We start from the raw sequence: 25853 nt of genomic DNA on the forward strand, positions 1-25853 counted from the left end.
ATATATTAGATTATTTTATAGTTAAATTTACCTAGATATAGTAGTTAAGTTTTGGGTTTAGTAAAGCTAAAGAAGCTACTAAAAAATTGGGGAATATGATTTCTATGACATTCTGTTAAAGAAAATTGTTTTTTATAGGTTCTGTTATAACCTCCTGCTGGCATGAAATACGGATATACCTGATTTTAGATTGCTAGCTTATAGAAGTAAGGTCTAGATTGAGTTTAATTTTTGATAAAAGGCAAGAAATTCCATTAAGATTACCTTGATTTTAGTAAAAATAAACTCATAGTGAGTATAGTTAAATAAATTATAAGTCAACATCCTCTTATCTCATTCAGCAGCCTTCTTGTCTGCTCAGAGCAATGTTGGTAGCTGAGCTTCAACAGTTAATTAATATTCTATTTCTCCATGGTGCTTCTGTCCCTCGCCCAATAGATCGAATACATTTTCTTCTTGTCTAAAATTAAGTTCTTTTTTTCTGATGTTTTTAATCAGTCTGGGGAATGCTAGGGACAGTGCATCACAACCATGGGTGATGGACTCTTACGATTTACCTTGACGCCCCCTTCAGGAAGAAGCTGACTATGGGATCGCGCTGGCCTGTAACTTGGCAACCCGTATCAACCAGCATCATTAACCCCCAGCCACTAACCGTGACTGTCGATACGCCTGTGATGTCGGTCTTGAAGCAGATGAGCCAGCTTTATGGGGCAGCCTGTGCATTTCCCGTAGACCCAAAGGAATCCTTGCTTCAAGCGAGCTGTGCCATCGTAACCCATTCATCAGGACGGCTGGCGGGGGTTTTTACTGAACGAGATCTAGTTCAATTGATGGTGGAGGGACATGATCTTGCCCATGCCAACATTGGGGATGTCCTTCGTGACTTGCCAGTCACAATTTCTCCAGAACAGTGCCGAGATATTTCTGTCCCTCTTTTTTTAATGAGGAGGGCGAAGGTACAGCATTTACCTGTGGTGACTCCCCAGCAAAAAGTGCTGGGAATCGTTACTTTGGGCACCCTTTGTCAGGCAATTGAAGCAACCAACTTTTTGCAACTATGGTCTGTGCCGGCCGTGATGTCTACTGAAGTGGTTTGTGCAGCCCCCTCCATGTCGATCTTAGAAGTTGCCTGTCAAATGCATGCTCACCATACGAGTTGTGCAGTGGTTACTTGTCAGAAACAGCAAATGACACAACTCATTGGCATCATCACTGAACGAGATATTTTACAGCTACAAACCTTAGGGATACCAATGACCACCACCTTCGTTGAGCAGGTGATGAGTAGCCCGCTATTTTCAGTCAATCCTAAGGATAGTTTGTGGTCGGTGTATCAACAAATGCATCACCATCACATTCGCCGGATGGTGGTGGTTGATTCAAATCAAATTTTGGGGATTGTCAATCAAGATGATCTGCTCCATTTATTTGATCCATTGGCGACGAACGCTTTAACAGAAGCTCTGCAAGGGCAGGTTAAGCAGTTAAGACTAGAAAAAGTTGACTTGTTGCAGGGTCAAAGTTACGGCATAGAGACCCAACAGTCGCTAGAAGATATTAACCATGCCAACGATCAAGTCCAACTCTTAAAACAACAGAATCAGCGACTTCAACAGGAACTTAAGCATAAGGAGCAAGCGGAAGCAGAATTAAGCCAACAAATTAAGCAGGAACGACTCCTCCGACTCATCACCCAAGAGATCCATAGCACCACAGATCTCAAGGAACTCCAGTCTATTGTTGTCCATCAAGTCCGTCAGGCTGTTGGTGCTGATCGAGCCTTGCTGTTTCGCTTGATGCCAGGGGGTGGCGGCATCATTCTCGAGGAATCTGTTCTCCCGAACTATCCTGCAATGGAAGAGTTAGACGGGGAAGATCAAGATTTTCCACCTGAATATTATGAATTTTATCTCCACAGACAACCTCGAATCGTTTTGGATGTGGACCAAGATGACTGGAGTCAATGTCTAAAGCAATTCTGGCTGCCAGCTCAAGTCAAATCTAAAATTGTGGCCCCTATTGTACAGTCCCAAGATCATGGCCACAGCCGATTGTGGGGGCTGTTGGTTGTTCATGCCTGTGAATACCATCGGGTGTGGCAGCCAGATGAAGCATTATTTCTGCAGCAAGTGGCCAATCAATTTGCGGTTGCAGTTCAACAAGCTGATTTAGCCATACAGTTGCAGCAAGAGTTAGTAGAACGTCAACAAAGCGATCGGGCTTTAGCTCAAGAGTTACAGCGATCACAATTGTTGGGAAAAATCGCTCAGAAGGTTCACGAAAGTCTGGATAGCCTGCATGTTTTTGAAACGGCAGTGGTAGAAATTCGTCGTGCTCTCAAAGCGAGTCGATGCAACATTTATATCTATAGTGCTACGGATGAACCTCATTTTTCTTTGATGTTTCATGACTATGAAGCGGATTATCCTGATCGTGGCCCAGAGATTGTCCGCTTGGCCGACCATGAGTATGCACGACGACTGGTAAGCCAATCAGAAGCCATTGTCAGCCCCCAGGTTCAATCTGATCCATTATTGGCCAACGGTTTACCAATGGTTAACGCACTGTCCATTCAATCCATGGTTAGTATTCGTACGTCTTATCAAGGTGATGTGAATGGTGCGATTACGATTAGCCAATGCGATCGCATCCGGGATTGGACCCTTGAGGAAGTAGACTTACTCGCTGCAGTCGCCACAGAAGTTGGCATTGCCCTAGCTCATGCCAACTTGCTGGCCCAAGAACTCCAACAGCGAGCACAACTCTCCCAAAAGAACCAACAGCTGCAAACTGAAATCGAAGAGAAGAAACAAACACAGACCCTTCTCAAACTTGTGATGGATTCTATTCCCCAGGCAATCTTTTGGAAGGACAAGGCCTCCCGCTATTTAGGGTGTAATCAAGCTTTTGCCCAAGAAGCAGGTTTTAACACTGCAGAAGATATTATTGGCAAAACGGATCAAGAAATGCCTTGGTCATCGGAAGAAGCTGAATGGCATCGTCTCTCTGATCTAGAGGTCATGAACTCCAAGCAACCTCAATTCCATGTGCTTGAAACTCACCTGCGGGCCGACGGGACCAAAACTTGGTTGGATACCAATAAAGTCCCCCTTCATAACCTTAAAGGGCAAGTCGTGGGTCTTTTGGGAACCTCAGAAGACATCACAGAGCGAATTCAGATCGAAACCGAGCTGCAACAGCAGCTCCAACGAGAACAGGTCTTATCCGAGATTACCAACCAAATTCGTCGAAGCCTCGATCTTGATGTCCTTTTGAAATCTGCTGTAGATCAGCTTCGTGATCTATTCCAAGTGAGCCGATGTTCATTTTTTACCTACTCGGACCAGCCAAATTCACAACTCATTCTCTCCGCCCAAGCCTATGCACACCCCGAATGGGAAGCCGCTCTTTCTGATCCTCTTCCCACCTCAGATCATCCTCGTTTCATAAAGTTACTTGCGAATGATCGAGTACATGCTGTGTCTGATATTTGGCAAGAGCCTAGCCTTTCAACAACAGAGAAAGAACTGTTATCAACTTCCCTTAGAATTGGAGCTTATCTCAGCGTTAGAACGGCTTTTAAACATCATCCGAATGGCATTATTTTCCTCGACCAATGCGAGCGCCGACGGAATTGGACCAAAGATGAAATCTCTCTATTGGGAGCAGTTGCGGCTCAGCTGGGGATTGCCGTTGCCCATGCTGATTTATTAGCGGATGAACAGAAGCAGCGTCAGAATTTGAATCTTCAGAATCATCGTCTTCAAGAAGAGATCGTTAATCGAAATCAGGCGGAAAAGGCTTTAGCCAAGCAACTCGAAAAAGCTGAACTATTAGAGCAAATTGTTCGGCAAATTCGGCAAAGTCTAGAACCCCAGTTAATTTTTCGCACTGCTGTGACCCAGGTACGGAAATTACTGGCTGTAGATCGCGTCTGCATCTATCGGTTTATAGAGGATGCTGGCTACTCTCAAGGCATGATGGTTGCGGAAGAAGTACTCCCAGAGTTTCCGTCTGCCCTCACAGCACAAGTTCGAGACCAATGCTTTGGTGATGAATATGCAACTCAGTATCAGAACGGTCGCTTTCAAGCTGTTGCTGATATCTATGATGCCGGTCTCAGTGAGTGCCATATCGAGATTTTGGACCTGTTCCATATTCGTGCCAACTTGGTTTTGCCTCTCCTTCAGGGAGATAATTTGTGGGGATTACTCTGTATTCATCAATGTTCAGGGCCACGGTCTTGGCAGCCTGATGAAATAGAATTTGTGCAAAAGATTGCGAATCAGCTTGGTATTGCCCTCTATCAAGCGGAACTCTTGCTGAAAGAGCAACACCAACGTCATGTTTTATCCGTTCGAAGTCAAGAATTAACCTTCAATAATCAACAGTTAGCGAAGGCTAAACAGGAAGCCGAAACAGCTCAAAGGAAAGCAGAACAGGCTAATCGAGCCAAGAGTATTTTTCTAGCAAATATGAGCCATGAACTGAGGACACCATTAAATGCCATCCTTGGTTTTAGCCAGTTGATTAGTCGCGACCCCAGCACCCCAAACTATCAGCTAGAGCAGCTCGAAATTATTAATCGCAGTGGTGAACATCTGCTGGCCTTAATCAACGATGTTCTCACCATGTCCAAAATTGAGGCAGGACGGTCTTCTCTACGTTCCCAAATTGTAGATCTACCGTTGCTTCTAGATACCGTGGAAAATATGCTTGGCCTTAAAGCAGAGAAAAAAGGTCTAAAACTGATATTTGATCGTGGACTTACCCCCCCTCACTACATTCGGACCGATCCAGGCAAACTCCGTCAGGTATTAATGAATTTATTGAGTAATGCCATTAAATTTACGACCAGTGGTCATGTCCAGTTATGCCTAGAGTCTAATACCTTAGATACCCCAGAGGGGGCTGGAGTTCCTCCATTATTAGACGTCCGGTTTACGGTTTCAGATACCGGGTCCGGCATTGCCCCAGAAGAACTTAAGTTGTTATTTGAACCGTTTGCTCAGACAGAAACCGGGCGTCAATCCCAAGAAGGGACGGGTTTAGGCTTAGCCATTAGTCGGCAGTTTGTACAGATCATGGGGGGTAATCTTACTGCCCACAGTATCCATAATCAGGGAACTACGTTAACGTTTAATATCGTGGTTGAAACTGTCCTGCAGAAAAAGCAACTTGGTTCCCATCGTCAGGTCATGCAACTCTTACCGGGACAACCTCACTATCGAATTTTAGTGGTAGAAGACAATGTCGATAGTCGTGAGCTGTTGGTAACCTTACTGGTAACCGTAGGTTTTACCGTGAAGGCTGCCGAGAATGGTGAAGTAGCCATTGCACTGTGCCAATCATGGCAACCCCATTTAGTTTGGATGGATTTGCGGTTACCTGTTTTAGATGGTCTGAGCGCTACTCGTTTGATCAAGCAGCTGGAGACACCCCCAGTAGTCATTGCCTTAACTGCTAATGCCTTTGATGAAGATCGTGACTTGGCACTACAAGCAGGGTGTGATGACTTTGTCCATAAACCCTATCGAGAAGCCAGTATTTTCGAGAAAATGGCCCTTCATTTAGAAGTGCAGTATCAGTATCAAGAGAAGGAACTGCTCAAATCAACGATTCCTACCCTCAATGTGGAGCAGCTCGCTCAAATGCCTCACCCTTGGCTAGTTCAATTACATCAAGCGACCAACAACCTCGACCAACACATGGTTGAACTTCTCCTGGATGAGCTTGATGAGACCAATCAACCCTTACAAGAAGCCCTTAGGCATCTAGTGCATGAGTTTCGTTATGACGAAATATTAGCGGTGACTCATCCTCTCCTTTCCCCGCCCCTCCAAGAATCTACTGAACCCCCTCAAGAATCTACTGAATAAGCCCTCTGAATTAAATGGGTAAGCTAATCAACAGGTACCGGAAGTCTCCTGAGAAGTGATCACCTAATGCTCACAGGCAATCCGTTCTCTCAATCTATTCAGTTTGCTCTGGCAAGTAACGGCATATGGGTGTCTTGCTATCTGTGCTGAATAAATGCCCCATCTGTTCTTGATACATGGCCAGATACAGTACCACTCAAACATTACAATCCCTAGTTGTGATCGGTGTTGTCGCAGGCTTCTCTTTTGTGCCCATTTACTACGGGGGCTGTACCTTCAGAAAGGACATCAGTCAGAAAGCTGGACATCCACAACAGCTCTCGTTGAACAATCGGAAACAATTCGGACACCGAGTGGAGATACTAAAACTCATCTCAACTACAAATTTAAATATCGATATTGGGTCAATGGAAAGTCTTATACGTCCCATCGCAACTCTTATAAAGCAGGAGGTGGAGATGTGGCTGAGATTGTAAACCGATTAAAAAAGGGAGATTCTGTGCAGGTCTATTACAATCCCAATACCCCATCAGAAGTTGTGGTGGAACGAGGCTATTCCTTACTGCAGATAGTGTGGATCGCAGCAGGCTTAGGAGGGCTGGGTTTTTGTGGCCTGGGGTTAGTTGGATTATGGATGGATCCTTTAGATAGAAACCCTCATCGCCATGCTTCCGATATGGAATAGCACTATATCTATTTTATGAATATAGTGCTATTTTTGAATATAGTAACCCAGACTACTTAGGTCCAATATGTCAGAACTCAACTTACGTTTGACACCTAATCAGGAGGTCATCTTAGCGGCCTTACGATTACATAGACGTTATGGTCTTGAGATTCTAGCTGCTATTGAAAATAGTGGGGGAAAGCAGATTGGTTTTAATTCCCTCTATCCCAATTTGAAGAAATTAGAGCATAAAGGACTCGTCCAGTCGGAATGGGGAGATGAGCCTCCAGAAGAGCATAGTGGGGCAAGACGGAAGTATTACCGGATTACTGATGTAGGCATTAGAGCATTAGATCTTAAACAAGAACTATTAGCTGGGGTATCAGCCTGGATACCTGAAACAGAAGGGGCATGATATGAATGAGAAGGACTTAGAGCTTGCAGGTAAAACAGGACGGTTTGCTCGTCAGTTTCCTCAAGTATGGCAAGAGTATCAGGACTGGTTGAGAGCCATTGTCTCTTCTCGGGAGCAACTGCAACAACGCTATGCCAAGGGACTTGCCAGTCTGATATTCAGATGGCGATTGCTGTATTTTGGCATCTACATTGTAGCTATGGCTGGATGTAAGACCGTGATTCAAAGCCGAAACCAGCTATCGACTCGGCAAGGTGATAGGGATAAGGCTCTTGCCTTGGGCCAGACCGAGAACGTAACCCAATCTCTACAAATTAATCGTACCTATTTTATTCTGCAAAGGATAGCGACGCTTTTAGCCGTGGCGGAATTAACCCTATGTGGTCTAGCAGCGCTTACGGGCGTCATGCTGGCGTTCTACTATCAACCGACAGCGATTGGTGCTCATGCATCGTTGTATGCGATCGCATATCACATCACCAACGGCAATCTTATCCTCAGCTTACATAATATTGCTGGGAATGGCCTCATAGTTCTGGCTTTAGTCCAAATTGTCGTTATGTTTTTGGGGCGACAGTTTATGAGATCTTGGTTAACGGCTTGGATTAGCGGTATTTGCCTAGCCCTAGCAACAATAGGTCTTAGCTGGACCGCCATTATTCTCAATTGGGACCAGATCGGGTTCTGGCGATTTAAGATTGAGCTCAACATTATTGGATCCTTGCCTGCAGGCTCATTTCTCCGGGAGGTCCTAGCCGGTGGGAGCGCTATCAATACCCTGACGCTGCAGCATATGTATACATTGCACAGCTACGTACTTGCGATCGCAGCCCTGCTTCTGTCTATTATTCATCTCGCAGCCCATATCTTCCAAGAAAAATCATGGGCTCAAATTGCTCCTGGGAGCTGGTGTTCTTCAGAAGATACCAGCACAGTTTAGTTGTTTAGAAACTCAATAGTCTACGCCCAAAAGGGATCCAATTAATCAAGCCAATGCACTCCGTTGTCAGACGTGGGAGGGGACTCATTGGCCTGATTAGCCTCTGAAGCCGAAGGCATTTCTTCATTGGGGTCAAACTGAATAAACGGATTGACACTCACATCCGTGAGACTATCCGGATCAATAATCATGTAGGGGGGTTCCCCAATATGTTCTGGATAAAACTGCTCAACGAAAAAATCCAAGGTGGCTTGTCGAATATAGCCATTCAGAACGGCAAGGGCTCCAAACCGTAACCCTGTCTTTTTCTGGGCTGCCAAGATAGCATCGACCATGTTTCGATCAATCAGTCCAGCCCGACGAAAATAGCTACCAATGGGAACTGGCTCTGCTTGAGTATCTGGGTAGGGCCACTGATCACCAAAAAAGTCAGCCGTTTGTTGTTGAACCCACCCATGGAGTGTCAGAATCTCACCCAAGCGCATCATTTCATACAGCCGCTGCTCATAAAGGGCAGTCTCTAGTTGATGGGGCGTAATCAGATCTGACGCGCACAAACGCTCACCAATTTTGTGAGAGTTTTGGATTAGGGTGGGGCCAATCGTCATGGCTTAGCCTACAGAATACTCTTACCCAAAGTAACAAATTTCATTCTCATAAGTGAATATTGTTACGGAATGCAGGACAACAAAGGGGGATTGGAGATTTGCCAGGAAAGTACCCCATACACTGACACCTTTATCGTTTCTCAGTTAGAGCTTAAAGCCAGATGCTAGCAAAAACAAACAGCATGGCCCATAGCGAATTCACTGATTCTTAATCAAACAACTCTCGATGGTAGTGGGTTAAATATCCAAGAGAAGCAACAATCCAATCCATCTTTATCATTCACAAGAACACCATCTTAGAGAGAAATTCTACACGCATTGGCAGCAAATATCCTCACTATCATTGCGAACACAATAAATCCCCCTCATTTTCGAAACCCAACAGGAGTAATGAGAATGAGGGGGAAGTTCCAGTATTGTCAATTAGGAACAAAACCTTATTAAAACCATGAAGACAGAGGACGCTTATCCCTCTCCACCTTCTCCACCTTCTCCACCATCATCAGAGGAACCATCTTCTCCACCTTCTCCACCATCATCGGTGGAACCATCTTCTCCGCCTTCGCCACCATCATCTGCAGGGCTTTCCACAGCTGGGCTGGGGCTTTCTTGTTCACCACCTTCACCATTTGTTGTGCCACCATCACAGGCAAAAAGGGTAGCCGATAAACCTAAGGCAAGAAATAACTCAACTGATTTGGAACGTTTCATTGTAGTCACTTAAATTTTCAACAGAGCTGGAATCATCCTACCGTTTATTCACATCAACTCTCATTAAAAAGAAAAATGATTGCTCAAAACTTCAGGTTTTTTTCAGATTGACTTTAAGCATTCGAGGGATGAAACAGTTGATATATAAGTCTTTCAGCAGGGTTTCATACATGATGTCGACCTAAAGGTTTCCGATTAGACCCTCAATATAGACCTTGGAAGATCCAATTTTATAGATAATTTCTCAATTAGATTCCATTGATATTGCTTTGATCAGCTTACTCAAAGCTTATCACTATCTACAAATTGGATAGTGATAAGCTCCCTATAATGAAAGACTTATTAGTTCTTTCATCGTCAATCCAGAGAAAAATTTTTAAAAAGAGCCCTAAGCTTATTGCCATTATTGGCAATGCCTGCTTAAATAGCGAAAGAGTCTTATTGACTTAAATTCTCAATAAAATATCTAAGCCAACCATTCTTGGTTTCAAACCTACCCTAGGACTGGTTAGCAAGAAGACGTTGTACCAAAACGCTAGCTAAAAAAACATCCGTCGGAAACGGCATTCCTTTTGTTAGCACAGCCCTCACATCTATGTCAGAGGTTGGTTCCTTCAACCTCTGGCCTTTACTTAAAATCTTTCGCAATGCTCATAACAGAGCGATAAATATGGACATTCAAAAAGGAAGGAGACTTTCCTATGCAAAACTACGGTAACCCTGAAGTTACCTATGGCTGGTGGGCAGGTAATTCCCGCGTAGCGAACTCTTCAGGATTATTTATTTCCGCCCATGCGGGCCATGCTGGCTTGATATCAGTTTGGGCTGGTGGTTTTACGTTATTTGAACTGGGTCGGTATTCCACTGAATCTCCCATGTGGGATCAGGGACTTGTGCTCCTCCCTCACCTGGCTGCTGAAGGCATTGGTTTTGGGTCTGGTGGAATTTTGAATGATCCGCAACAACTAGTTGCAGTGGGTATGGTCCACATTATCGCTGGGGCCGTTCTGGGCGCTGGCGCGTTGTTCCACATCCTGAAAGCGCCGCTTGATCTCAGTGATGCTTCGGGTGCAGCTCGTACCTATCATTTCGAGTGGGATGATACAGCTCAATTGGGGCGGATATTAGGGCATCATCTTCTCATTCTGGGCCTATATGCGCTCTTATTTGTGGGTTGGGCCATGTTTTGGGGAGGACTCTACGATCCTGACTTACAAGAGGTTCGTCTAGTCACGGATCCAACTCTCAGTCCCTCAGTTATTTTTGGTTATCAAACCCATTTCGACAGTGTAGATAATTTGGAAGATATTGTTGGGGGCCATATTTTTATTGCTGCTCTAGATATTGTCGGTGGGATTTTTCACTTGCTTGTTCCCATGCTTCCTTGGGCTAAGAAGCGCGTCCCTGTTAATGGAGAAGCGATATTGTCCTATTCTCTGGGAGCAGTGGCTTTCTTCGGTTTTCTCTCTGCCTATTGGTGTTCGGTTAATACCTATGTGTGGCCAGAAGAATTTTACGGACCGGCCTTGCAAATCAAGTTTGGCTTTACACCCTACTTTGCAGATACGGTAGACCTTCCTTACGGTATCCATTCCGCCCGTTGTTGGCTATCTAATGCTACCTATATCTTGGCATTCTATTTCCTCCAAGGTCATCTTTGGCATGCCCTGAGAGGTCTTGGTTTTGACTTTAGATCCGTCGATAAGTTCCTTAATTCATTGACTTACGATGAACAGGTAACATCTGCCAAACCCAAGCAATCGAAGAATGCTATGGCACCTGTTCCGGCAACTACTCCACCTGCGCAGACGGCCGAAAATTAAATCTGCATAGGTTTTTAACCCTATTCAACTCAGTTGAATAAGAGCGCCACGGTAAGAGCGTGAACAACCTGGGCGCTTCACGCTCTTGCCATTTTTATCGTAACGAAACTTAGTTCTTTTGTAGTAATCCTTTGGAGTAGATATGACACAAATCGGAATGTTCTTTGGCACAACCACTGGAAAAACAGCGGAAGCAGCTGAAAAAATTCAAGAAGCCTTTGGTGGGGAAGATGTTGTTACTCTGATCGAAATCCCAGATGCTGAAAACGATGACTTTTCCAGTTACAACTTCTTGTTGATTGGTTGTCCGACTTGGGATATCGGTGAACTGCAAAGTGATTGGGACGCATTTTTTCCTAATCTAGACAGCATTGATTTTTCCGGCAAGAAAGTGGCGTATTTTGGTACCGGTGATCAAGTGGGCTATGCCGATAACTATATGGATGCCATCGGCATGATTGAGGCAAAAATCTCTGAAAAGGGTGGCCAAACCGTTGGCTATTGGTCAACGGATGGGTATGAATTTGATGGTTCTAAGGCAGACAGAGGCGGAAAATTTTGTGGTTTGGCACTGGATGAAGATAACCAGTCTGAACTCTCTGATGAACGCATTGAAGCTTGGGTTGCCCAAGTTAAAACAGAATTCGGAATATAGGGTTCCAAAAGCCGGGTCAGGGCTTATTCCTGGCCCTTCATCTCCCCTTTTTAGAGTTCTTCTTTACTCCATTTGCGACGAAATAAATGACTCACTCCATTGATGCTGTCTGGACAACGACTAGTCCCTATCTCAAACGTTTTGACCAACCCCTACTGGATCGCTTGAGCAAACACAAAACGATTGCTCAGTGGCAGTACCAACAAACTGCGGATGAACCCAGCTCCCTGAGTACAGCGGTGGGTCTCCTGCATGAATATATCCAAAATTTTGACCATCCTATTCATTTAATGGGGCATGGCACAGGTGGGTTAGTGAGCCTAATGTATGCACGTCAATGCCCACAGAATGTTCGGTCCCTCACAATACTGGGGGTTGGCGCATCAGCCACCCTAGACTGGATGGCCCACTATTATTTTCATCTCCAATTTATGCCTAGCAACCGTCGTCAGATTCTAACTCAGCTGATTCCCGATCTATTTGGTGAACAAAATTCAACCGTCACTTGCTACCTCAGTCGGCTATTGGAAAAGGAAATGATGGTTTCTCCTTCACCTCATTCCCTATTTCAACGCTACAGTTTGCCCCCTAGCGGTGTATCAATGCCCCTATTTGTTTGTGGCAGTAAAAATGATCCTGTAGTCGATAGCCAGGCTTTGAAGGAATGGCAGCGTTGGATGAAAGGATGCGATCGCATATGGCAATGCAAGAGCGGTTACCACTTTTTCCACTGTTTTCATCCGCAGCCCATCGCAGAACAAATTCTGGACTTTTGGCAAATCAAATCAGAGCCTCCTATTCCATCTGAAACTTGGGATGTTTGCTCCGTTTAATTCAGCATCAGTTTTTTACTTTGGTTGTCTGATGGTTTCTTCACTATCTACCGCTCCTTTTTCTTCGTTTATGCACTCTCAGTCTAGTGGTTTGCAATCGTCCTTCTTCTCAGATCGAGCCTTTTTACCCTCTGAATCGCAAGAATTATGGCAAATTAAGCGAGGGCTTGTGAGAACCTATACCTGGGATTCCAATGGCAATATCACCACCTTGGGAATTTGGGGAACCGGAGATATCGTTGGGCAATCGCTGTCAAACGTTACACCTTATATGATCCAGACCTTAGGAACCGTTGAAGCAACGTCCCAAGTCTCTAATCAATGGAATAATCCTGAAGCTATTCTCAGTCATGCCCAGCAACTCACCATTCTGCTTAAAATCATTAGTATTAAACGAGCAGACGATCGGTTATTAAGCTTGCTTCAATGGTTGGCCCAACGTTTTGGCTATATAACTCCCACAGGAACATGCACAACCTTGCCCATCACTCATCAAGAGCTAGCAGAAACCGCTAATGTCACGAGAGTTACAGCCACTCGACTGATAGGTGATTTGGAGCAACAGGGCGTTCTATCATGGTCTCGCCGACGTCAGTTTGTACTGTTGAAGCCATCCTAACTACCATGGCAAGGCTTTTAATTTAGGTTTGCTTGCCAGCAACGATTTTAATCAAGCATCTTTTGTCAGAGATTGGACTATCTTGAGGGACTCATCAATATGGCCCTGGAAGTTCAACTGCGAATTAAAAATATGACGAACAACGCCGTCAGTATCAATCACATAGGTCACTCGGCCAGGTAATAATCCTAATGTAGAGGGAACCCCAAAGGCCTTACGGGCTTGATTGGCTCCATCGCTCAATAAGGTAAAGGGGAGTTGGTACTTATTGGCAAACTGTTGATGGGAATTTGGGGTGTCGTTACTGACGCCAATCACCTCTGCCCCCGCTTCTTGAAAAACGGTATAACTATCCCGAAAACCGCAGGCCTCTTTCGTACAGCCAGGGGTATCATCTTTGGGATAAAAATAGAGGACAACAATCTTTTCCCCTAAGAAGTTTTTAAGGCTAACGGTTTCTCCTGTCGGGGTTTGGAGAGTTACATCGGGAACTGAGTTACCAACTTTGATTGCCATTGATTTGGTTTGAATGTGAGACTTTTGCTCTTCTCCCAATGCTATCAGAGAAATCTCATCCCAATTATAGAGACCTAGAGGGTGCACCATAGTGGTTCTCCGTTCTACACAATCGGCATGGTTCCTGTCTTACCCGATCTGATTTTTTAGATGAGTCATACCCTGCAGGTTTAGCTCCATCCCATTTTCTATCCCAGCTTTCCTAGGGTAGTGGAGGATGGATATTCGCGCCGATGAAGAATTTCATTAAAGTTATCCCACTGTAGTTGAGACCATTGGTTACAGTTCATCTTTCCAGATTGAACTCCAGATTGGACTTGTTCTATCAAAGGCCTACGAATGTTCTCATATTGATGAAATGCATTGGCGATCGCAGTCCTATCATCCAACCCGTTGTCCTGAATCAGCTGAACAATATAAGTGCTAACCACAGCTGCATCTTCCAGCCCTTGATTAGCCCCTTGGGCCATAAACGGAGGCATTCCATGGGCTGCATCACCAACGAGAACTGCCCGTCCATGACACCAAATCGACTGCACATCCTTTAGGCTTGCGATTGGATGGATAAAGTAGGGGCGATAAAACACTTTTTCAGGGGCTGACAACTCTACAATTTCAGAGAAAATGGGCAGAAAACCAGCATCTCTTAAAATTTTCAGTCCTAAATCGAGAACTTCTGCAGGCGAACTCTGTTGCAATACATCCAAATGAATTGGACTGGTAATGGCATAGCCTATTGCTGTATCAGAAATACGGATCAAACTCACACGGGTCTGTTCTGATTCTGGAGTATCTAATTGAGCTGAATCATTCTTAAGGGTAACGACCTTTGCTCCTTGCAAATATCGAGTCTCTAAAGTGTCGAGTATGGAATCTGGTAAATTGTCACACTTAAAGCAACTTATCGTGGCGAAACCAGAATATTGTGGTTTTGCCCATTCTTCTAACCCTTTATTTCTATAAAGCACTTGGCGTATCGTTGAGTTGATTCCATCAGCAACCACAACTAACTTGGCATAAAAGCGTCTACTGATGGATGCTTGATTAGTTTCAGGCGTAGTAGAAGGCTCCGAGCCAGAACGCAACATTTCCCAATGGGCAAAAGGATTTATGGACTCCGCCGCATTCGAGGTCGAATCTACTCGCACCCAGTCAGGACTATCCTCAATGTGAACACAACGATGATTGGCTAGGACCTTTTCGGGGGGGAGTAGATTTCTCAATTCAGTTTGTAAATTAAACCAGGGTAAGGAGACCCGTCCTTCTCCATAGCGGTCAAACCAACTTTGAAAATCCAAGGGAAACGAGCGTAAAATGTCTCCCTGCAGATTTCTTTTGCACCACCGTTGTGTTGCAGGGGCTGGCTGAGATTGAGAGACCGAAGAACTAGAAGGTTTACTCACGCCAAGCCGGGATGCTTTTATTTGCTCATAAGCATTTGGGTCAATATATTTGATAGCTCGTAAGCCATTAGGGAGTAAATCAACAACTTGCCCCACCCTGCGGAATTCACGCGTCTGATCGATGACCAGAATATTCGTGATGCCTCGTTTTAGAAGTGCGATCGCAGTTGCTAAGCCAACTGGGCCAGCCCCTACAATCAAAACATCATAAATATGCTGTGGGGCAGTGAAATCTGGTCCATCACTCATAGCACTCAAGCAGATATGATTTGCAAGTTTAGAATTCAGTTGCTTATAGCTTATGGGTAACAGGTACCGGCAGCAATAAGCGAAACTTGCATTGATCGAGGGGATGGGACAGTTATTCAGTGAATACTCAAAGGCAGTACTTTTTAATGAATTCCAATTAGCTAGCCATACTTTTCCATAGAATCTTTACACCTGAAAACGGGGCAGCCCCTCCTTGATTTAGAACTGGTCATAATGCTAGCTGTACTCTAAAGATTAGAGCACTAGGGCATTATCCTTCTTAACTTAGTTGTTAGCTTCTTAGGGGAAGCGAGAGCTGACATTTTATAGATAATTTGACCCCGACATAATCCCAACTTGAAGAGCTTTTCAGTTCTCAACAAGTAGTTCAGCATTCTAGAAGGTCGAGACGAGGACTCTTGATGAACTGTGGTATTTTCCTGTGTACTGTTTGGAGAAATCTGAATCCAAATCTCTGGAGAACTTGACCAGGGTGAAGAAGATTTTGATGAGCTACCAAGTTCCAGTTTATTAACCGCAAAGTCGACCTGGCTTGCAATCCGATGCAATCCGTCAATAGAAAAGTTGTACTTATGGGCGATGTGTAAGTACATCAATAAATTACCCAGAGCAGGTAGATGCCCAAACTGATCAATGCGGCTAATATCAGGCACAATCAAGACAATCTTCCCATTAGGGGTGAGATACTGACGAGCCTCTTGCAGAAAATTAAGTGGCTGATCAAGATGTTCAAAAACGTGATGCAGATAGATTAAGTCAAACTTCGCTTTTCTTTGCTCTTCTGGCAGGGAATTTAGGTCGCCATAGTAAAGATGTTTAACTCCATAATGGCGACCCGCTTGCAAGGCTGCTACATCGTAATCACAGCCAATGGCGTCATATCCCCGTTCCTGCATGAATTTAACACTACCTCCTCCTCCACAACCAACCTCACACAGTCGGCTTTTTGGTGTTAAGGAGTCACCAGCGAATTGAAGGAGTTTCTCAGAATAACTGCTTTGGCTCGCAATATAATCTCCATAATCAGCTGAGTCATCAACATCCATGGCATACATTTTTCGATAGATGTTGGTATAAAAATCAGCTAGGCTAGCTTCATCTAAATACGGATCAAATCTTACCGTTCCGCATCGATTACATAAGACTGATTTTAGCGGAATGCCATATCTATCAATCTCAGAAACGAGAATATCTTCTGATGATTCTGCTCCGCAAGGACAGGCCGAATGCTGAAGATTATATGACTTGTTGGTAATATTTAATTTTATTTTTTCTATGTAATTTTTCTGGGTTTCAGAAACAGAAGGCTGATAAGGATTATCAGAATTAAACTCAAATCTAGGAGAAATGATTTTCCGTTCTGGTGCTAAAATCATAGTCAAAAACTTGTCGGTAAATTAAAGGTTCAAGTTTTATACTAAGTACCGGAAAGTTATAAAGAAGTGGCTTAGATCACAAATTAAAATCCAATTTTTGAGATAAAAATAGTCTGACTTATTTAGATGAATTCAATGTAAAAATTAGAGCTATTTGCTACCTAGCCCCAGTTCAGGTTAAGCCCATTTTTGAGATTCTTCTACGCAAGAATGCAGGTTTCAGCTTATCCCGAACTCAGGTTACCTAGGTATTTCTTTTGCTACAACTTCTTTGATAATCGGTTGACAATATGTTTAGCCCGAAATAAAGCGCCAGCCTGGTTTAAATGGTATTCACTATCAAAGAAATAATTTACCTGTAAGGCCATCTCTTTAGAGGTATCAATAAAATCAAGCTCAGAAGAATCCTTTAGGGCAGCACTAATTTCACCAATGGCCTCTGAATTATCCTTATAAACGTTTTCAGCCAGTGGTGGATAAGAGAAATAGACTTGTGCACCCTTATCTTTCGCAACTTGATCAAATTCCTGAATGATTCTTAAGGCCGTTTGAATTGAACTATCCGTCACTTCCAATGTACCCTTTATCTTCGAAATATCTCGTGGTGTTCCTGTATTCGCCATCATATCTCCTACTGGACTAAAATTAACCCGTTTATAGGTTTTATCTAGTTCATAGGTCCCAGTAAGGGTCGAAATGACATTACGAATCACACCGCCTAGATAGAGTTGCCCTTTATCTAACATCACAGGAGCATAGTAATAAGGAACAAACTTTATATTTTGAAATCGATTGTCAATGGTATTAAACAGGCGTTCTGGAATATCAGGTAAATGATTAGAGAAATTCTCATATTCTAGGGAAACAACTACGACATCACCCGACGCCAACTTCTCCTCAACTTCATTCAGGGTATACTCAAGGCCAAGGGCAGCATGAAGTCCCATATTGACTGGTTGATGGTTAAGCTGGCTGGAGATAAAGTTCGAGTTAATTCCAAAAGCAACATTAGACCCTCCCACAAAGATAATTCTGGGTTTGGCTTGCCGCTTGAGTAGAGCGTGCTTGTCGATTGTTGCAGCTAAATACTGTTTTTGTGCTAGCTGATCATGAGTTTGAATGTAGTAGAACGCAATTGCAGCGAGTATGAGGAATTGTAGCGAAGCAAACTTAAAAAGCTTAAGTAAAAACTTATTCATATCTATTTAAGTTGTTTGTGGTGATTGGCAGTCAAATAGGTGGGTGCAATGCCATTTCTTTCTCATTAATTTGGCAGTAAAAAACCATCCCCATCATTTAAGACAGGCAATTTGAGTCACTGAGGTTACTCACTGAGTGCCCATGCTCTTATTTAGCGATAAGGTTTCTGGAAGACTTTTCAATAATCATCTTTAACCGTACACGTTTTGCTTTTTTCGCATTGTGATCGAGCTTACGTTTTCATGGTCATATCTAAAATAGTTGTCCCAAAGCCCCATTTAAGCCTCATCTGTAGTCCATCTACTCAACCAAAGAGTACGTAATGGCATGCAAGATCTTTGTTGCTTACTAGCCTATATCCTAGACCTATCAGGACTGACACCCTGTTTCTGCTATCTAAAGTTAGGGTTAATAATATAGCGGCTTACAGCTCAACTTTTATGCCAAAGTCTTCAGACTATAGCAATCGCTAAATTCATACCGCCCCGGATACTATGTCAACGTCAATATTTGTGCTCATCAGACATCATCCGATTTGGACCGATGATGATTCGAGTACCATCTGCAAAATAGCCCCTAAACCAGAACTCATTTCTGCAGGAGTGATTTTGCCGTCATGGTCTTGATCCAGGGCATCAAATACAGCATCTGTTCCTAACCATTCTTCCCGGGTGATACAACCATCACCATCCAGATCGTAGCTGTTAAAAATATTGGCGGTTGCAGTACTAACATTAACGTCAGCTTCTAGTCGCACCAATCGGTTAATTAGCAATTGTTCTAAGGTTTCCAGCGCTTTACTAAACCCCTTAATCCCTTCTTCTAATTTTTCAGAAGCCATTGGATCGTCGGCATGCATCTGCAAAAAGGTTGCTTGATCGATGGCCAACTTTTCTATCTCCATCCCTGCTGCCTTACTGGGATCGAGTTTTCGCGGCACATTATCAGTACTGGCTTGTAACTGTGCCAGTAGCTTAGGTGAAATGGTGAGGAGATCACATCCGGCTAATTCTAAGATCTCGCAAGTATTGCGGAAGCTAGCACCCATAACTTCAGTCGTATACCCGAACTTTTTATAGTAGTTATATATCTGAGTAACAGACTGTACCCCCGGATCGTCAGAAGGTGTGTAATCTTGGCCAGTCTCTTTTTTATACCAATCCAGAATCCGACCGACAAAAGGAGAGATTAAAGTAACCCCTGCTTCGGCACAGGCGATGGCCTGGTGGAGACCAAAAAGTAGCGTAAGGTTGCAGTGGATGCCCTCTTTTTCCAAGACTTCTGCAGCTTGAATCCCTTCCCATGTGGAGGCGATTTTGATTAAGATGCGATCTCGGTTAATTCCTGCTTTTTCATATTCAGAAATAAGGTAACGTCCTTTGGCAATCGTGGCCTCTTTATCGTAGGAAAGTCTCGCATCAACTTCCGTTGAGACCCGCTGAGGAACGATTTCTAAAATCTTTTTGCCAAAGGATACTGCTAAGCGATCAAAGGCTAAAGACGCAATGTCTGCATGAGTTGCACCTGAACCTGCATCTGCTTTGGCTTGCAGCAAGGTTTCATCGACAATCTCTTGATATTCAGGCATTTGTGCTGCTGCAGTTATCAGAGATGGATTGGTGGTTGCATCACGGGGGGTAAACTGCTCGATCGCTTGAATATCACCAGTGTCAGCAACAACAACTGTAACTGCTTTGAGTTGGTCTAGTGCACTTTTGGCCATGACTGATTCCCTGTAGTAATGGGTGATGCCTTTACACTGTAGCGTTGAAGAACTAGGGATTCGAGCCATGTAAGCATTGGCTCTAGTTCCCCGATCTCATTGTGAATAACAGACTTAACTTATTACACATTACTCACTCTAGATATGGATTAATGCCATATGAACCCTATCTTGGAAAATTCTCAGAATCCTCTGGATTCAACCTCAGTTTCCTATGACTTAATCAACATAGACATTCAAAGGTTGATGCATCTCTTACTCTAATCCTCGATGGATGAGTGATTTCAATGATTGCCACGTACGTTCTGCATCAATGTCTAGTTCTGCTACCAAAACAAAGGATTAACGATGCCCTCACTTCACTCCGCTATTCGTTCACTTGGTGTTTTGATTGCTGTGAGTTCTGTCAGCCTTCCGGTTTGGGCTGCTCCCCAGTCTTCTAACACAACTGCATCTAGTTTGGGGGAACCCATCATCGTTTCACCCAACACCAAATTTGTTGAGCCCACTCCGGCGACCAAACTCATTGAAGACGTTAATTCCCAACTGAAAGGCATAGAAATTTCCCGCCGTCTTTCCCCTCAGCCTGACCCTTCATTCCAGTGGCAGTCAGAGCTTCAGAACAATCAACGTCGTAGTGATCCAGGCTATCAATTCTTCCAGTCCAAGTTTTAAATGCCACAGGAAGGTAACCTTGCACTTCCGTATCTAGGGAGGCACAAGTTGGAAGTCTGTTCAGTGCCCCAAAGCTATTTATTTGCGCGCAAATCTCCATCTCTCATCGCCAACCTTGACAGCGTTTGCAGACCATAAAGTTTGGCCTGAATCACTTATCCGTTTTCCACCTACCCTACCCCTATCAGGTCACAATTTCAGATGGGGGCATCTCAGGAGCGACCTTTGTATCATGAGTATGATAGCTCTATATCTTTTAGGATTCTGATGTGATATTTCTGATGGAATCTGTATCCTTGATCCAAACGGTGCTTTAATTTGGATGACCTTTGATATGCTCGATTCCTCAAAGATTTTCGTTCAAGGAATAGCACTCATTGCCTTCGGAGTAGTGTCTTGTACTTCCCCACAACGAACGGGTCCAAGCTCTTTAGCTTCTGAGAAACAGGAGTTGGCTGCCCAGCCAGGAGCAGCTCAATGTACCTTAGTGGACAATGGCTTTGGCCCTCAAGGACAAGTTCAGATCAGGGTGGAAGAAGTGGTATCAGGGTTAGAGGTGCCCTGGGGTATTGCCTTTTTGCCGAATAACCGCATGTTGGTAACAGAGCGGCTCGGACGAATTCGGTTGGTTCAGAATGGCAAGTTACGCTCTCAGCCTATTGCTACAGTTAGGGTCAGCGATCGGGGTGAAGGGGGATTGTTGGGGATTGCCACCCATCCTGATTTTGCCAATAACCGATTCTTCTATATCTATTTCACCGCCAGCCAGCCTGGGAAATCTGTCAATCGAGTTGAGCGCTGGCGATTGTCAGAAGATGGGGGCAAAGCAATCCGCGATCGCATTATTGTAGACAACATTCCCGTTGCTCGCTTCCATAATGGTGGACGAATTCGATTCGGCCCGGACGGGATGCTCTATATTGGCACGGGTGATGCCCGAGATCCTGACCTATCTCAGGATGTTAACAGCTTAGCGGGTAAGATATTGCGGGTAACTCCAGAAGGACAGGTCCCCGCCGATAATCCTTTTGCCAATAATCCAGTCTATATTTTGGGGATTCGCAATACCCAAGGATTTGATTGGATCAATCCTTCCACCCTTTGGGTGAGTGATCATGGTCCAAGTGGTGAGTTGGGACGGTCAGGACATGATGAAATCAGCGTGGCCCAAGCTGGAGATAATTTGGGCTGGCCCACGGTGTATCGATGTGAATCCCAACCTGGATTGGTCCCTCCGACCCTCACCTGGCGTCAAGCCCTACCCCCTGGCGGTGCTGCAGTATACACAGGGGATGCTGTTCCAGAGTGGAAAGGGAGCTTTTTGGTAGCAGGACTGCGGGCTGAACAGTTGCAACGTATCGTCATTGATCCTCAATCCGGTCAGTTGAAGCAGCATGAAGTTTATTTGCAAGGTCAGCAAGGACGTTTGAGAGAGGCTGTGATGGGACCTGATGGTGATTTGTATATCACGACGAGTAATTGTGACGGTCGGGGTAGATGCTCAGCAGACCGAGATAAGATTCTGCGCATTACTCGCTAATTGCTTGATGCATCTCTCTTGATCCAAGAGAGATTGGGTTTTGCCGCCGCTATTCCTTTCGGTATAGCTTGATTGTATCCATCTATAACGACGAGTGATCTTTGGTAGCTTAAGGTATGGAAGCCATCCATAACCTGTCGGTGAAATGAATATTGTAAGAGGTCTAATATACTTGGGTAGTTGTCTCATTATTGAGTAGTCACAACACCATATCTGCATGATGTAACCCCCATTGTCTGCTGGAGTAGATACTGATTTTTCCGGGCTTCAATTTGTTAGTGATGGAAAACTTCAATCTATTTCAATGATTAATATCCCGTTCCCCGATTGATTGAGATTTGCAGTGTCTAGTTCTATCCTCAGTGCTAGAGCAGAAATACTATTCGGGAGCAATTTATGTCCCGTTCCCTCAAGGTTCGTAGTGATCGTACCGACCAAGCTAAATTAGCCCTTAAACGCAATGGATTTCATAGTCAGAGAGCACTCGCTGAAGCTGCAGGTTTTTCGTTAGCAACAGTCAGCAATTTCTTACGGGGGCTACCGGTTGATTTTGCAACTTTTGTCGAGCTGAGTGCACATCTGTCTCTGGATTGGCAAAGCTTGGCTGATGTTGGCGGCTCTCAGCCAACGCCAAGCCATCAGTCTGCTGATCAGCCCCCAAGTCGTCCAGCTCAGGATCGACGTTTAAACTGGGGAGAGTCTCCAGACGTGTCCTCTTTTGTCGGTCGTTCGGCTGAACTATCGATTCTTCGCCAATGGATAGAGGTTGCTCGATGCCGCTTGATTATGATCCTGGGGATGGGAGGCATCGGCAAAACCTCACTTTCGGTCACTTTGGTCCACCAAGTTCAAGAGAAATTTGACTGCGTAATATGGCGTAGTCTTCGGAATGCCCCCTCAGTAGAGGCTATTCTGGACCAACTCTCTCAATGTTTTTTCCCTTCTCAGCAGAATCAAACGTCGTTGGATGCCAAAATTCTCCAGTTATTAGCGTATGTGCGAGAAAATCGTTGTTTGATTGTTCTGGATAATGTGGAATCGATTTTACAAAGTTGCGATCGCAACGACCAATTCCACGCTGCCCACGAAGGCTACCAACATCTCTTCAAAGTGATGGGTGAAACTCAGCATCAGAGTTGTCTAATTTTGACGTCTCGGGAAGTTCCCCGATCCTTAACTACATTGACCGGAGAAACGACTCCAGTTCGAAACTTTATTCTCAAGGGTTTGCCCTATGCAGAGGCTCAGCAACTCTTTCCTTTCAAAGGCAATTTTGAAGGCCAATCTAGTGAATGGGAAACCCTGATTGACCATTACAGCGGTAATCCTCTGGCCTTAAAAATTATTGCCTCTGCGATTCAAAATTTTTTCAATGGCAATATTTCCCAATTCCTAGCCCTGCTGAAGGAAGAGACATTTGTCGTTGACGATATCCATAACTTATTAGCTGAACAATTTGATCGCCTCACCGCTTTAGAACAAGACATTATGTATTGGTTGGCTCTAAATCGGGAACCCACCACGTGGCAAGAGCTGCAATCTGATTTAGCCAATCATCATTCATCGGCAGAGATTTTACAAGCGATCTCATCCTTAGAACGAAAGTCATTGATCGAGAAACAAAATCAAGGTTTTACTCAATCTGCCGTAGTGATGGACTTCTTGATTCAAGAGTTTGTGGAGATGATGGTCGAAGCACTGATTGCCCAAGATCTATGCCGGCTGAGTTCCCACTGTTTGATCAAGGTCAACAGCAATGATTACCTGCAAGATATACAAACTTGCTTAGTTCTAGATCCCATTACTCAAAAATTGCAGACTCACCTTGGTTCCTTACCCCATCTTAAAGAACATCTAAAACAGATTTTGGCTCAAGCCCGACAGCAGCCGTTGCAACTTGCAGGTTACATTGGGGGCAACATTTTCAATCTGTTACGACATTTACAGGTTGACTTAGGACATTATGATTTTTCCAATCTAACTCTGTGGCAGGCTAATCTTCAGGGGCTCCGTCTTAACAAAATCAACTTGTCTGGATGTGATTTAGCGCATTCATCCTTTTCTCAAACCTTTAGCAGTATCCGGGCCGTTACCTTTAGCCCTGAATGGTCACAGACAGGTGTAGAGAATCAACTTTTGGCAACGGGCGATACCAGCGGTGAAATCCGCCTATGGCAGGTGCCAGAAGGACAAAATATATTAACCCTATCGGGGCATACCAATTGGGTTTGTGCTTTAGCTTTTCATCCCAAAGAAAAGTTGCTTGCTAGTGCCAGTGCCGATCACAGCATCAAAATTTGGAATACTCATACTGGACAGTGTCTCAATACATTGATAGGCCATCGCAGCTGGGTCATGTCAGTTGCCTATAGCCCTAGCGGGAAGGAATTACAGCCATTTCTTGCCAGCTGTAGTGCAGACCGCAAGATTAAACTCTGGGATGTGCAAACGGGGCAATGCCTACAAACGTTGGCAGAACACCAACATGGCGTCTGGTCTATTGCGATTGACCCTCAAGGGAAATACGTAGCCAGTGCTAGTGCAGATCAGACGGTTAAGCTTTGGGATGTCCAAACGGGACAATGTTTACGAACATACCAGGGGCACTCACAAGGGGTTTGGTCCGTGACCTTTAGCCCGGATGGCAAGCTTTTAGCGACAGGTAGTGCAGACCAAACCATCAAACTGTGGAATGTGCAAACGGGACAGTGCCTAAACACATTCAAGGGCCATCAAAATTGGGTGTGGTCGGTCTGTTTTAATCCCCAAGGGGATATCCTCGTCAGTGGTAGTGCAGATCAATCTATCCGGCTGTGGAAGATACAAACAGGACAATGCCTTAGAATCTTGTCTGGCCATCAAAATTGGGTGTGGTCTGTCGCTGTGAGTCCTGAAGGAAATCTGATGGCCAGTGGCAGTGAAGATCGCACCTTAAGGCTATGGGATATCCACCAAGGTCAATGCCTCAAAACCTGGCAAGGATATGGTAATTGGGTGAGATCCATTGTTTTTCATCCTCAAGGAGAAGTGCTGTACAGCGGTAGCACTGACCAAGTGATCAAACGGTGGTCTGCCCAGTCTGGAAAGTATTTAGGGGCTTTATCGGAGAGTGCTAATGCCATTTGGACTATGGCGTGCCACCCCACGGCTCAATGGTTAGCGAGTGGGCATGAAGATAGCAGTGTAAAGCTATGGGATCTTCAAACTCATCAATGCATCTATGCCATCACTAGGCATCTCAATACAGTGTGGTCAGTTGCCTTTAATCCATCGGGAGATTACCTAGCAAGTGGTAGTGCAGATCAAACGATGAAGCTCTGGCAGACTGAGACAGGGCAGCTGCTACAAACCTTTTCAGGTCATGAAAATTGGGTTTGCTCCGTGGCCTTCCATCCCCAAGCAGAAGTGCTAGCGAGTGGGTCTTATGATCGCACGATTAAACTTTGGAATATGACGTCAGGGCAATGTGTGCAAACTCTGAAAGGACATACTAGCGGCTTATGGGCGATTGCGTTTAGTCCAGATGGTGAACTATTGGCAAGCTGCGGCACAGATCAAACGATTAAGCTTTGGGACGTCCAGACTGGACAATGTCTGAAAACCCTGAGAGGACATGAAAATTGGGTAATGTCGGTTGCCTTTCACCCTTTGGGGCGATTGCTAGCGAGTGCCAGTGCAGACCATACCCTCAAGGTATGGGATGTTCAAAGTAGCGAGTGTTTACAGACATTGTCAGGTCATCAAAACGAAGTCTGGTCAGTGGCCTTTAGTTTTGATGGCCAGATCTTAGCAAGTGGAGGAGACGATCAAACCCTGAAGCTTTGGGATGTTAACACCTATGACTGTCTCAAAACCTTAAGGTCTCCCAAACCCTATGAAGGAATGAATATTACAGATGTGACCGGGTTAACGCCAGCCCAGAAGGCGACTTTGAAGTCGTTAGGTGCTAAAGATCATCCACCATGTCTATGATGAGATTAGCCGATAAGTCATTAAA

At 44.5% G+C, this 25853-nt stretch carries 18 protein-coding genes; 11 read left to right on the plus strand and 7 right to left on the minus strand.

The window, feature by feature from the left end; genetic code table 11:
- The first annotated feature begins 587 nt into the window (after positions 1-587).
- The 4 genes from AM1_RS37840 (at position 588) to AM1_RS27070 (ending at position 7904) form a co-directional block, all read left to right on the plus strand.
- On the plus strand, positions 588-5882 hold the full coding sequence (locus AM1_RS37840) for a GAF domain-containing protein (RefSeq protein WP_012166131.1): 5295 nt from the start codon (positions 588-590) through the stop codon (positions 5880-5882).
- A gap of 154 nt (positions 5883-6036) precedes the next feature.
- Complete coding sequence (locus AM1_RS38905; protein WP_071819970.1) at positions 6037-6567, plus strand: DUF3592 domain-containing protein; 531 nt, start codon at positions 6037-6039, stop codon at positions 6565-6567.
- A gap of 67 nt (positions 6568-6634) precedes the next feature.
- Positions 6635-6964 (plus strand): PadR family transcriptional regulator, encoded by a 330-nt coding sequence (locus AM1_RS27065; protein WP_012166133.1) that lies wholly within the window; start codon positions 6635-6637, stop codon positions 6962-6964.
- A 1-nt stretch (position 6965) separates the two neighbouring features.
- Positions 6966-7904, plus strand: coding sequence for a cytochrome b N-terminal domain-containing protein (locus AM1_RS27070; RefSeq protein ID WP_041660619.1), 939 nt, complete (start codon positions 6966-6968; stop codon positions 7902-7904).
- Between the two features lie 41 nt (positions 7905-7945).
- Here the strand turns inward: AM1_RS27070 and AM1_RS27075 are convergent, their stop codons facing one another.
- Both AM1_RS27075 and AM1_RS27080 read right to left on the minus strand, forming a co-directional pair.
- Entirely contained in the window at positions 7946-8512 is a 567-nt protein-coding gene (locus AM1_RS27075) for a hypothetical protein (RefSeq protein ID WP_012166135.1), read from the minus strand.
- A 465-nt stretch (positions 8513-8977) separates the two neighbouring features.
- Entirely contained in the window at positions 8978-9223 is a 246-nt protein-coding gene (locus tag AM1_RS27080) for a hypothetical protein (protein WP_012166136.1), read from the minus strand.
- 701 nt (positions 9224-9924) lie between these two features.
- Here AM1_RS27080 and AM1_RS27085 point away from each other — a divergent pair.
- From AM1_RS27085 to AM1_RS27100, 4 genes are all read left to right on the plus strand, one after another.
- Positions 9925-11046: a chlorophyll a/b binding light-harvesting protein gene (locus AM1_RS27085; protein WP_012166137.1), complete on the plus strand. Its 1122-nt coding sequence runs from the start codon at positions 9925-9927 to the stop codon at positions 11044-11046.
- A 142-nt stretch (positions 11047-11188) separates the two neighbouring features.
- Positions 11189-11701 (plus strand): flavodoxin FldA, encoded by a 513-nt coding sequence (fldA, locus tag AM1_RS27090; RefSeq protein ID WP_012166138.1) that lies wholly within the window; start codon positions 11189-11191, stop codon positions 11699-11701.
- Between the two features lie 86 nt (positions 11702-11787).
- Positions 11788-12534 (plus strand): alpha/beta fold hydrolase, encoded by a 747-nt coding sequence (locus AM1_RS27095; RefSeq protein WP_012166139.1) that lies wholly within the window; start codon positions 11788-11790, stop codon positions 12532-12534.
- A 70-nt stretch (positions 12535-12604) separates the two neighbouring features.
- Positions 12605-13153, plus strand: a complete 549-nt coding sequence (locus AM1_RS27100; protein ID WP_238549100.1) for a Crp/Fnr family transcriptional regulator — start codon at positions 12605-12607, stop codon at positions 13151-13153.
- Positions 13154-13204: 51 nt separating this feature from the next.
- On the opposite strand, the gene AM1_RS27105 is transcribed toward AM1_RS27100, so the two are convergent.
- The 5 genes from AM1_RS27105 to AM1_RS27125 all read right to left on the minus strand — a co-directional run bounded on the left by AM1_RS27105 (position 13205) and on the right by AM1_RS27125 (position 19641).
- Complete coding sequence (locus AM1_RS27105) at positions 13205-13669, minus strand: peroxiredoxin (RefSeq protein ID WP_041661078.1); 465 nt, start codon at positions 13667-13669, stop codon at positions 13205-13207.
- Positions 13670-13857: 188 nt separating this feature from the next.
- A complete protein-coding gene (locus tag AM1_RS27110) occupies positions 13858-15321 on the minus strand; it encodes an FAD-dependent oxidoreductase (RefSeq protein WP_012166142.1) in 1464 nt (487 codons plus the stop codon).
- A 263-nt stretch (positions 15322-15584) separates the two neighbouring features.
- A complete protein-coding gene (locus AM1_RS27115; RefSeq protein WP_012166143.1) occupies positions 15585-16718 on the minus strand; it encodes a class I SAM-dependent methyltransferase in 1134 nt (377 codons plus the stop codon).
- Between the two features lie 260 nt (positions 16719-16978).
- Entirely contained in the window at positions 16979-17917 is a 939-nt protein-coding gene (locus tag AM1_RS27120) for a hypothetical protein (protein WP_012166144.1), read from the minus strand.
- 527 nt (positions 17918-18444) lie between these two features.
- Positions 18445-19641, minus strand: a complete 1197-nt coding sequence (locus AM1_RS27125; protein ID WP_041660622.1) for a transaldolase — start codon at positions 19639-19641, stop codon at positions 18445-18447.
- Positions 19642-19989: 348 nt separating this feature from the next.
- Between AM1_RS27125 and AM1_RS42370 the strand changes: the two genes are divergently transcribed.
- The 3 genes from AM1_RS42370 (at position 19990) to AM1_RS27140 (ending at position 25828) form a co-directional block, all read left to right on the plus strand.
- Positions 19990-20316, plus strand: a complete 327-nt coding sequence (locus AM1_RS42370; protein WP_187152908.1) for a hypothetical protein — start codon at positions 19990-19992, stop codon at positions 20314-20316.
- A 334-nt stretch (positions 20317-20650) separates the two neighbouring features.
- On the plus strand, positions 20651-21856 hold the full coding sequence (locus AM1_RS27135) for a PQQ-dependent sugar dehydrogenase (RefSeq protein ID WP_012166148.1): 1206 nt from the start codon (positions 20651-20653) through the stop codon (positions 21854-21856).
- A gap of 396 nt (positions 21857-22252) precedes the next feature.
- Positions 22253-25828 carry a WD40 domain-containing protein gene (locus AM1_RS27140; protein WP_012166149.1) on the plus strand — a complete coding sequence of 1192 codons (3576 nt, stop codon included), beginning with the start codon at positions 22253-22255 and terminating at the stop codon, positions 25826-25828.
- Positions 25829-25853: the final 25 nt, after the last annotated feature.

It is taken from the genome of Acaryochloris marina MBIC11017, assembly GCF_000018105.1.
Lineage (GTDB): Bacteria > Cyanobacteriota > Cyanobacteriia > Thermosynechococcales > Thermosynechococcaceae > Acaryochloris > Acaryochloris marina.

Bases quoted from the DNA above. Each gene is read 5' to 3' on its own strand.
- AM1_RS37840 (WP_012166131.1), top strand. From the start codon at position 588: ATGGGATCGCGCTGGCCTGTAACTTGGCAACCCGTATCAACCAGCATC.
- AM1_RS38905 (WP_071819970.1), top strand. From the start codon at position 6,037: ATGCCCCATCTGTTCTTGATACATGGCCAGATACAGTACCACTCAAAC.
- AM1_RS27065 (WP_012166133.1), top strand. From the start codon at position 6,635: ATGTCAGAACTCAACTTACGTTTGACACCTAATCAGGAGGTCATCTTA.
- AM1_RS27070 (WP_041660619.1), top strand. From the start codon at position 6,966: ATGAATGAGAAGGACTTAGAGCTTGCAGGTAAAACAGGACGGTTTGCT.
- AM1_RS27075 (WP_012166135.1), bottom strand. From the start codon at position 8,512: ATGACGATTGGCCCCACCCTAATCCAAAACTCTCACAAAATTGGTGAG.
- AM1_RS27080 (WP_012166136.1), bottom strand. From the start codon at position 9,223: ATGAAACGTTCCAAATCAGTTGAGTTATTTCTTGCCTTAGGTTTATCG.
- AM1_RS27085 (WP_012166137.1), top strand. From the start codon at position 9,925: ATGCAAAACTACGGTAACCCTGAAGTTACCTATGGCTGGTGGGCAGGT.
- fldA (WP_012166138.1), top strand. From the start codon at position 11,189: ATGACACAAATCGGAATGTTCTTTGGCACAACCACTGGAAAAACAGCG.
- AM1_RS27095 (WP_012166139.1), top strand. From the start codon at position 11,788: ATGACTCACTCCATTGATGCTGTCTGGACAACGACTAGTCCCTATCTC.
- AM1_RS27100 (WP_238549100.1), top strand. From the start codon at position 12,605: ATGCACTCTCAGTCTAGTGGTTTGCAATCGTCCTTCTTCTCAGATCGA.
- AM1_RS27105 (WP_041661078.1), bottom strand. From the start codon at position 13,669: ATGGCAATCAAAGTTGGTAACTCAGTTCCCGATGTAACTCTCCAAACC.
- AM1_RS27110 (WP_012166142.1), bottom strand. From the start codon at position 15,321: ATGAGTGATGGACCAGATTTCACTGCCCCACAGCATATTTATGATGTT.
- AM1_RS27115 (WP_012166143.1), bottom strand. From the start codon at position 16,718: ATGATTTTAGCACCAGAACGGAAAATCATTTCTCCTAGATTTGAGTTT.
- AM1_RS27120 (WP_012166144.1), bottom strand. From the start codon at position 17,917: ATGAATAAGTTTTTACTTAAGCTTTTTAAGTTTGCTTCGCTACAATTC.
- AM1_RS27125 (WP_041660622.1), bottom strand. From the start codon at position 19,641: ATGGCCAAAAGTGCACTAGACCAACTCAAAGCAGTTACAGTTGTTGTT.
- AM1_RS42370 (WP_187152908.1), top strand. From the start codon at position 19,990: ATGCCCTCACTTCACTCCGCTATTCGTTCACTTGGTGTTTTGATTGCT.
- AM1_RS27135 (WP_012166148.1), top strand. From the start codon at position 20,651: ATGCTCGATTCCTCAAAGATTTTCGTTCAAGGAATAGCACTCATTGCC.
- AM1_RS27140 (WP_012166149.1), top strand. From the start codon at position 22,253: ATGTCCCGTTCCCTCAAGGTTCGTAGTGATCGTACCGACCAAGCTAAA.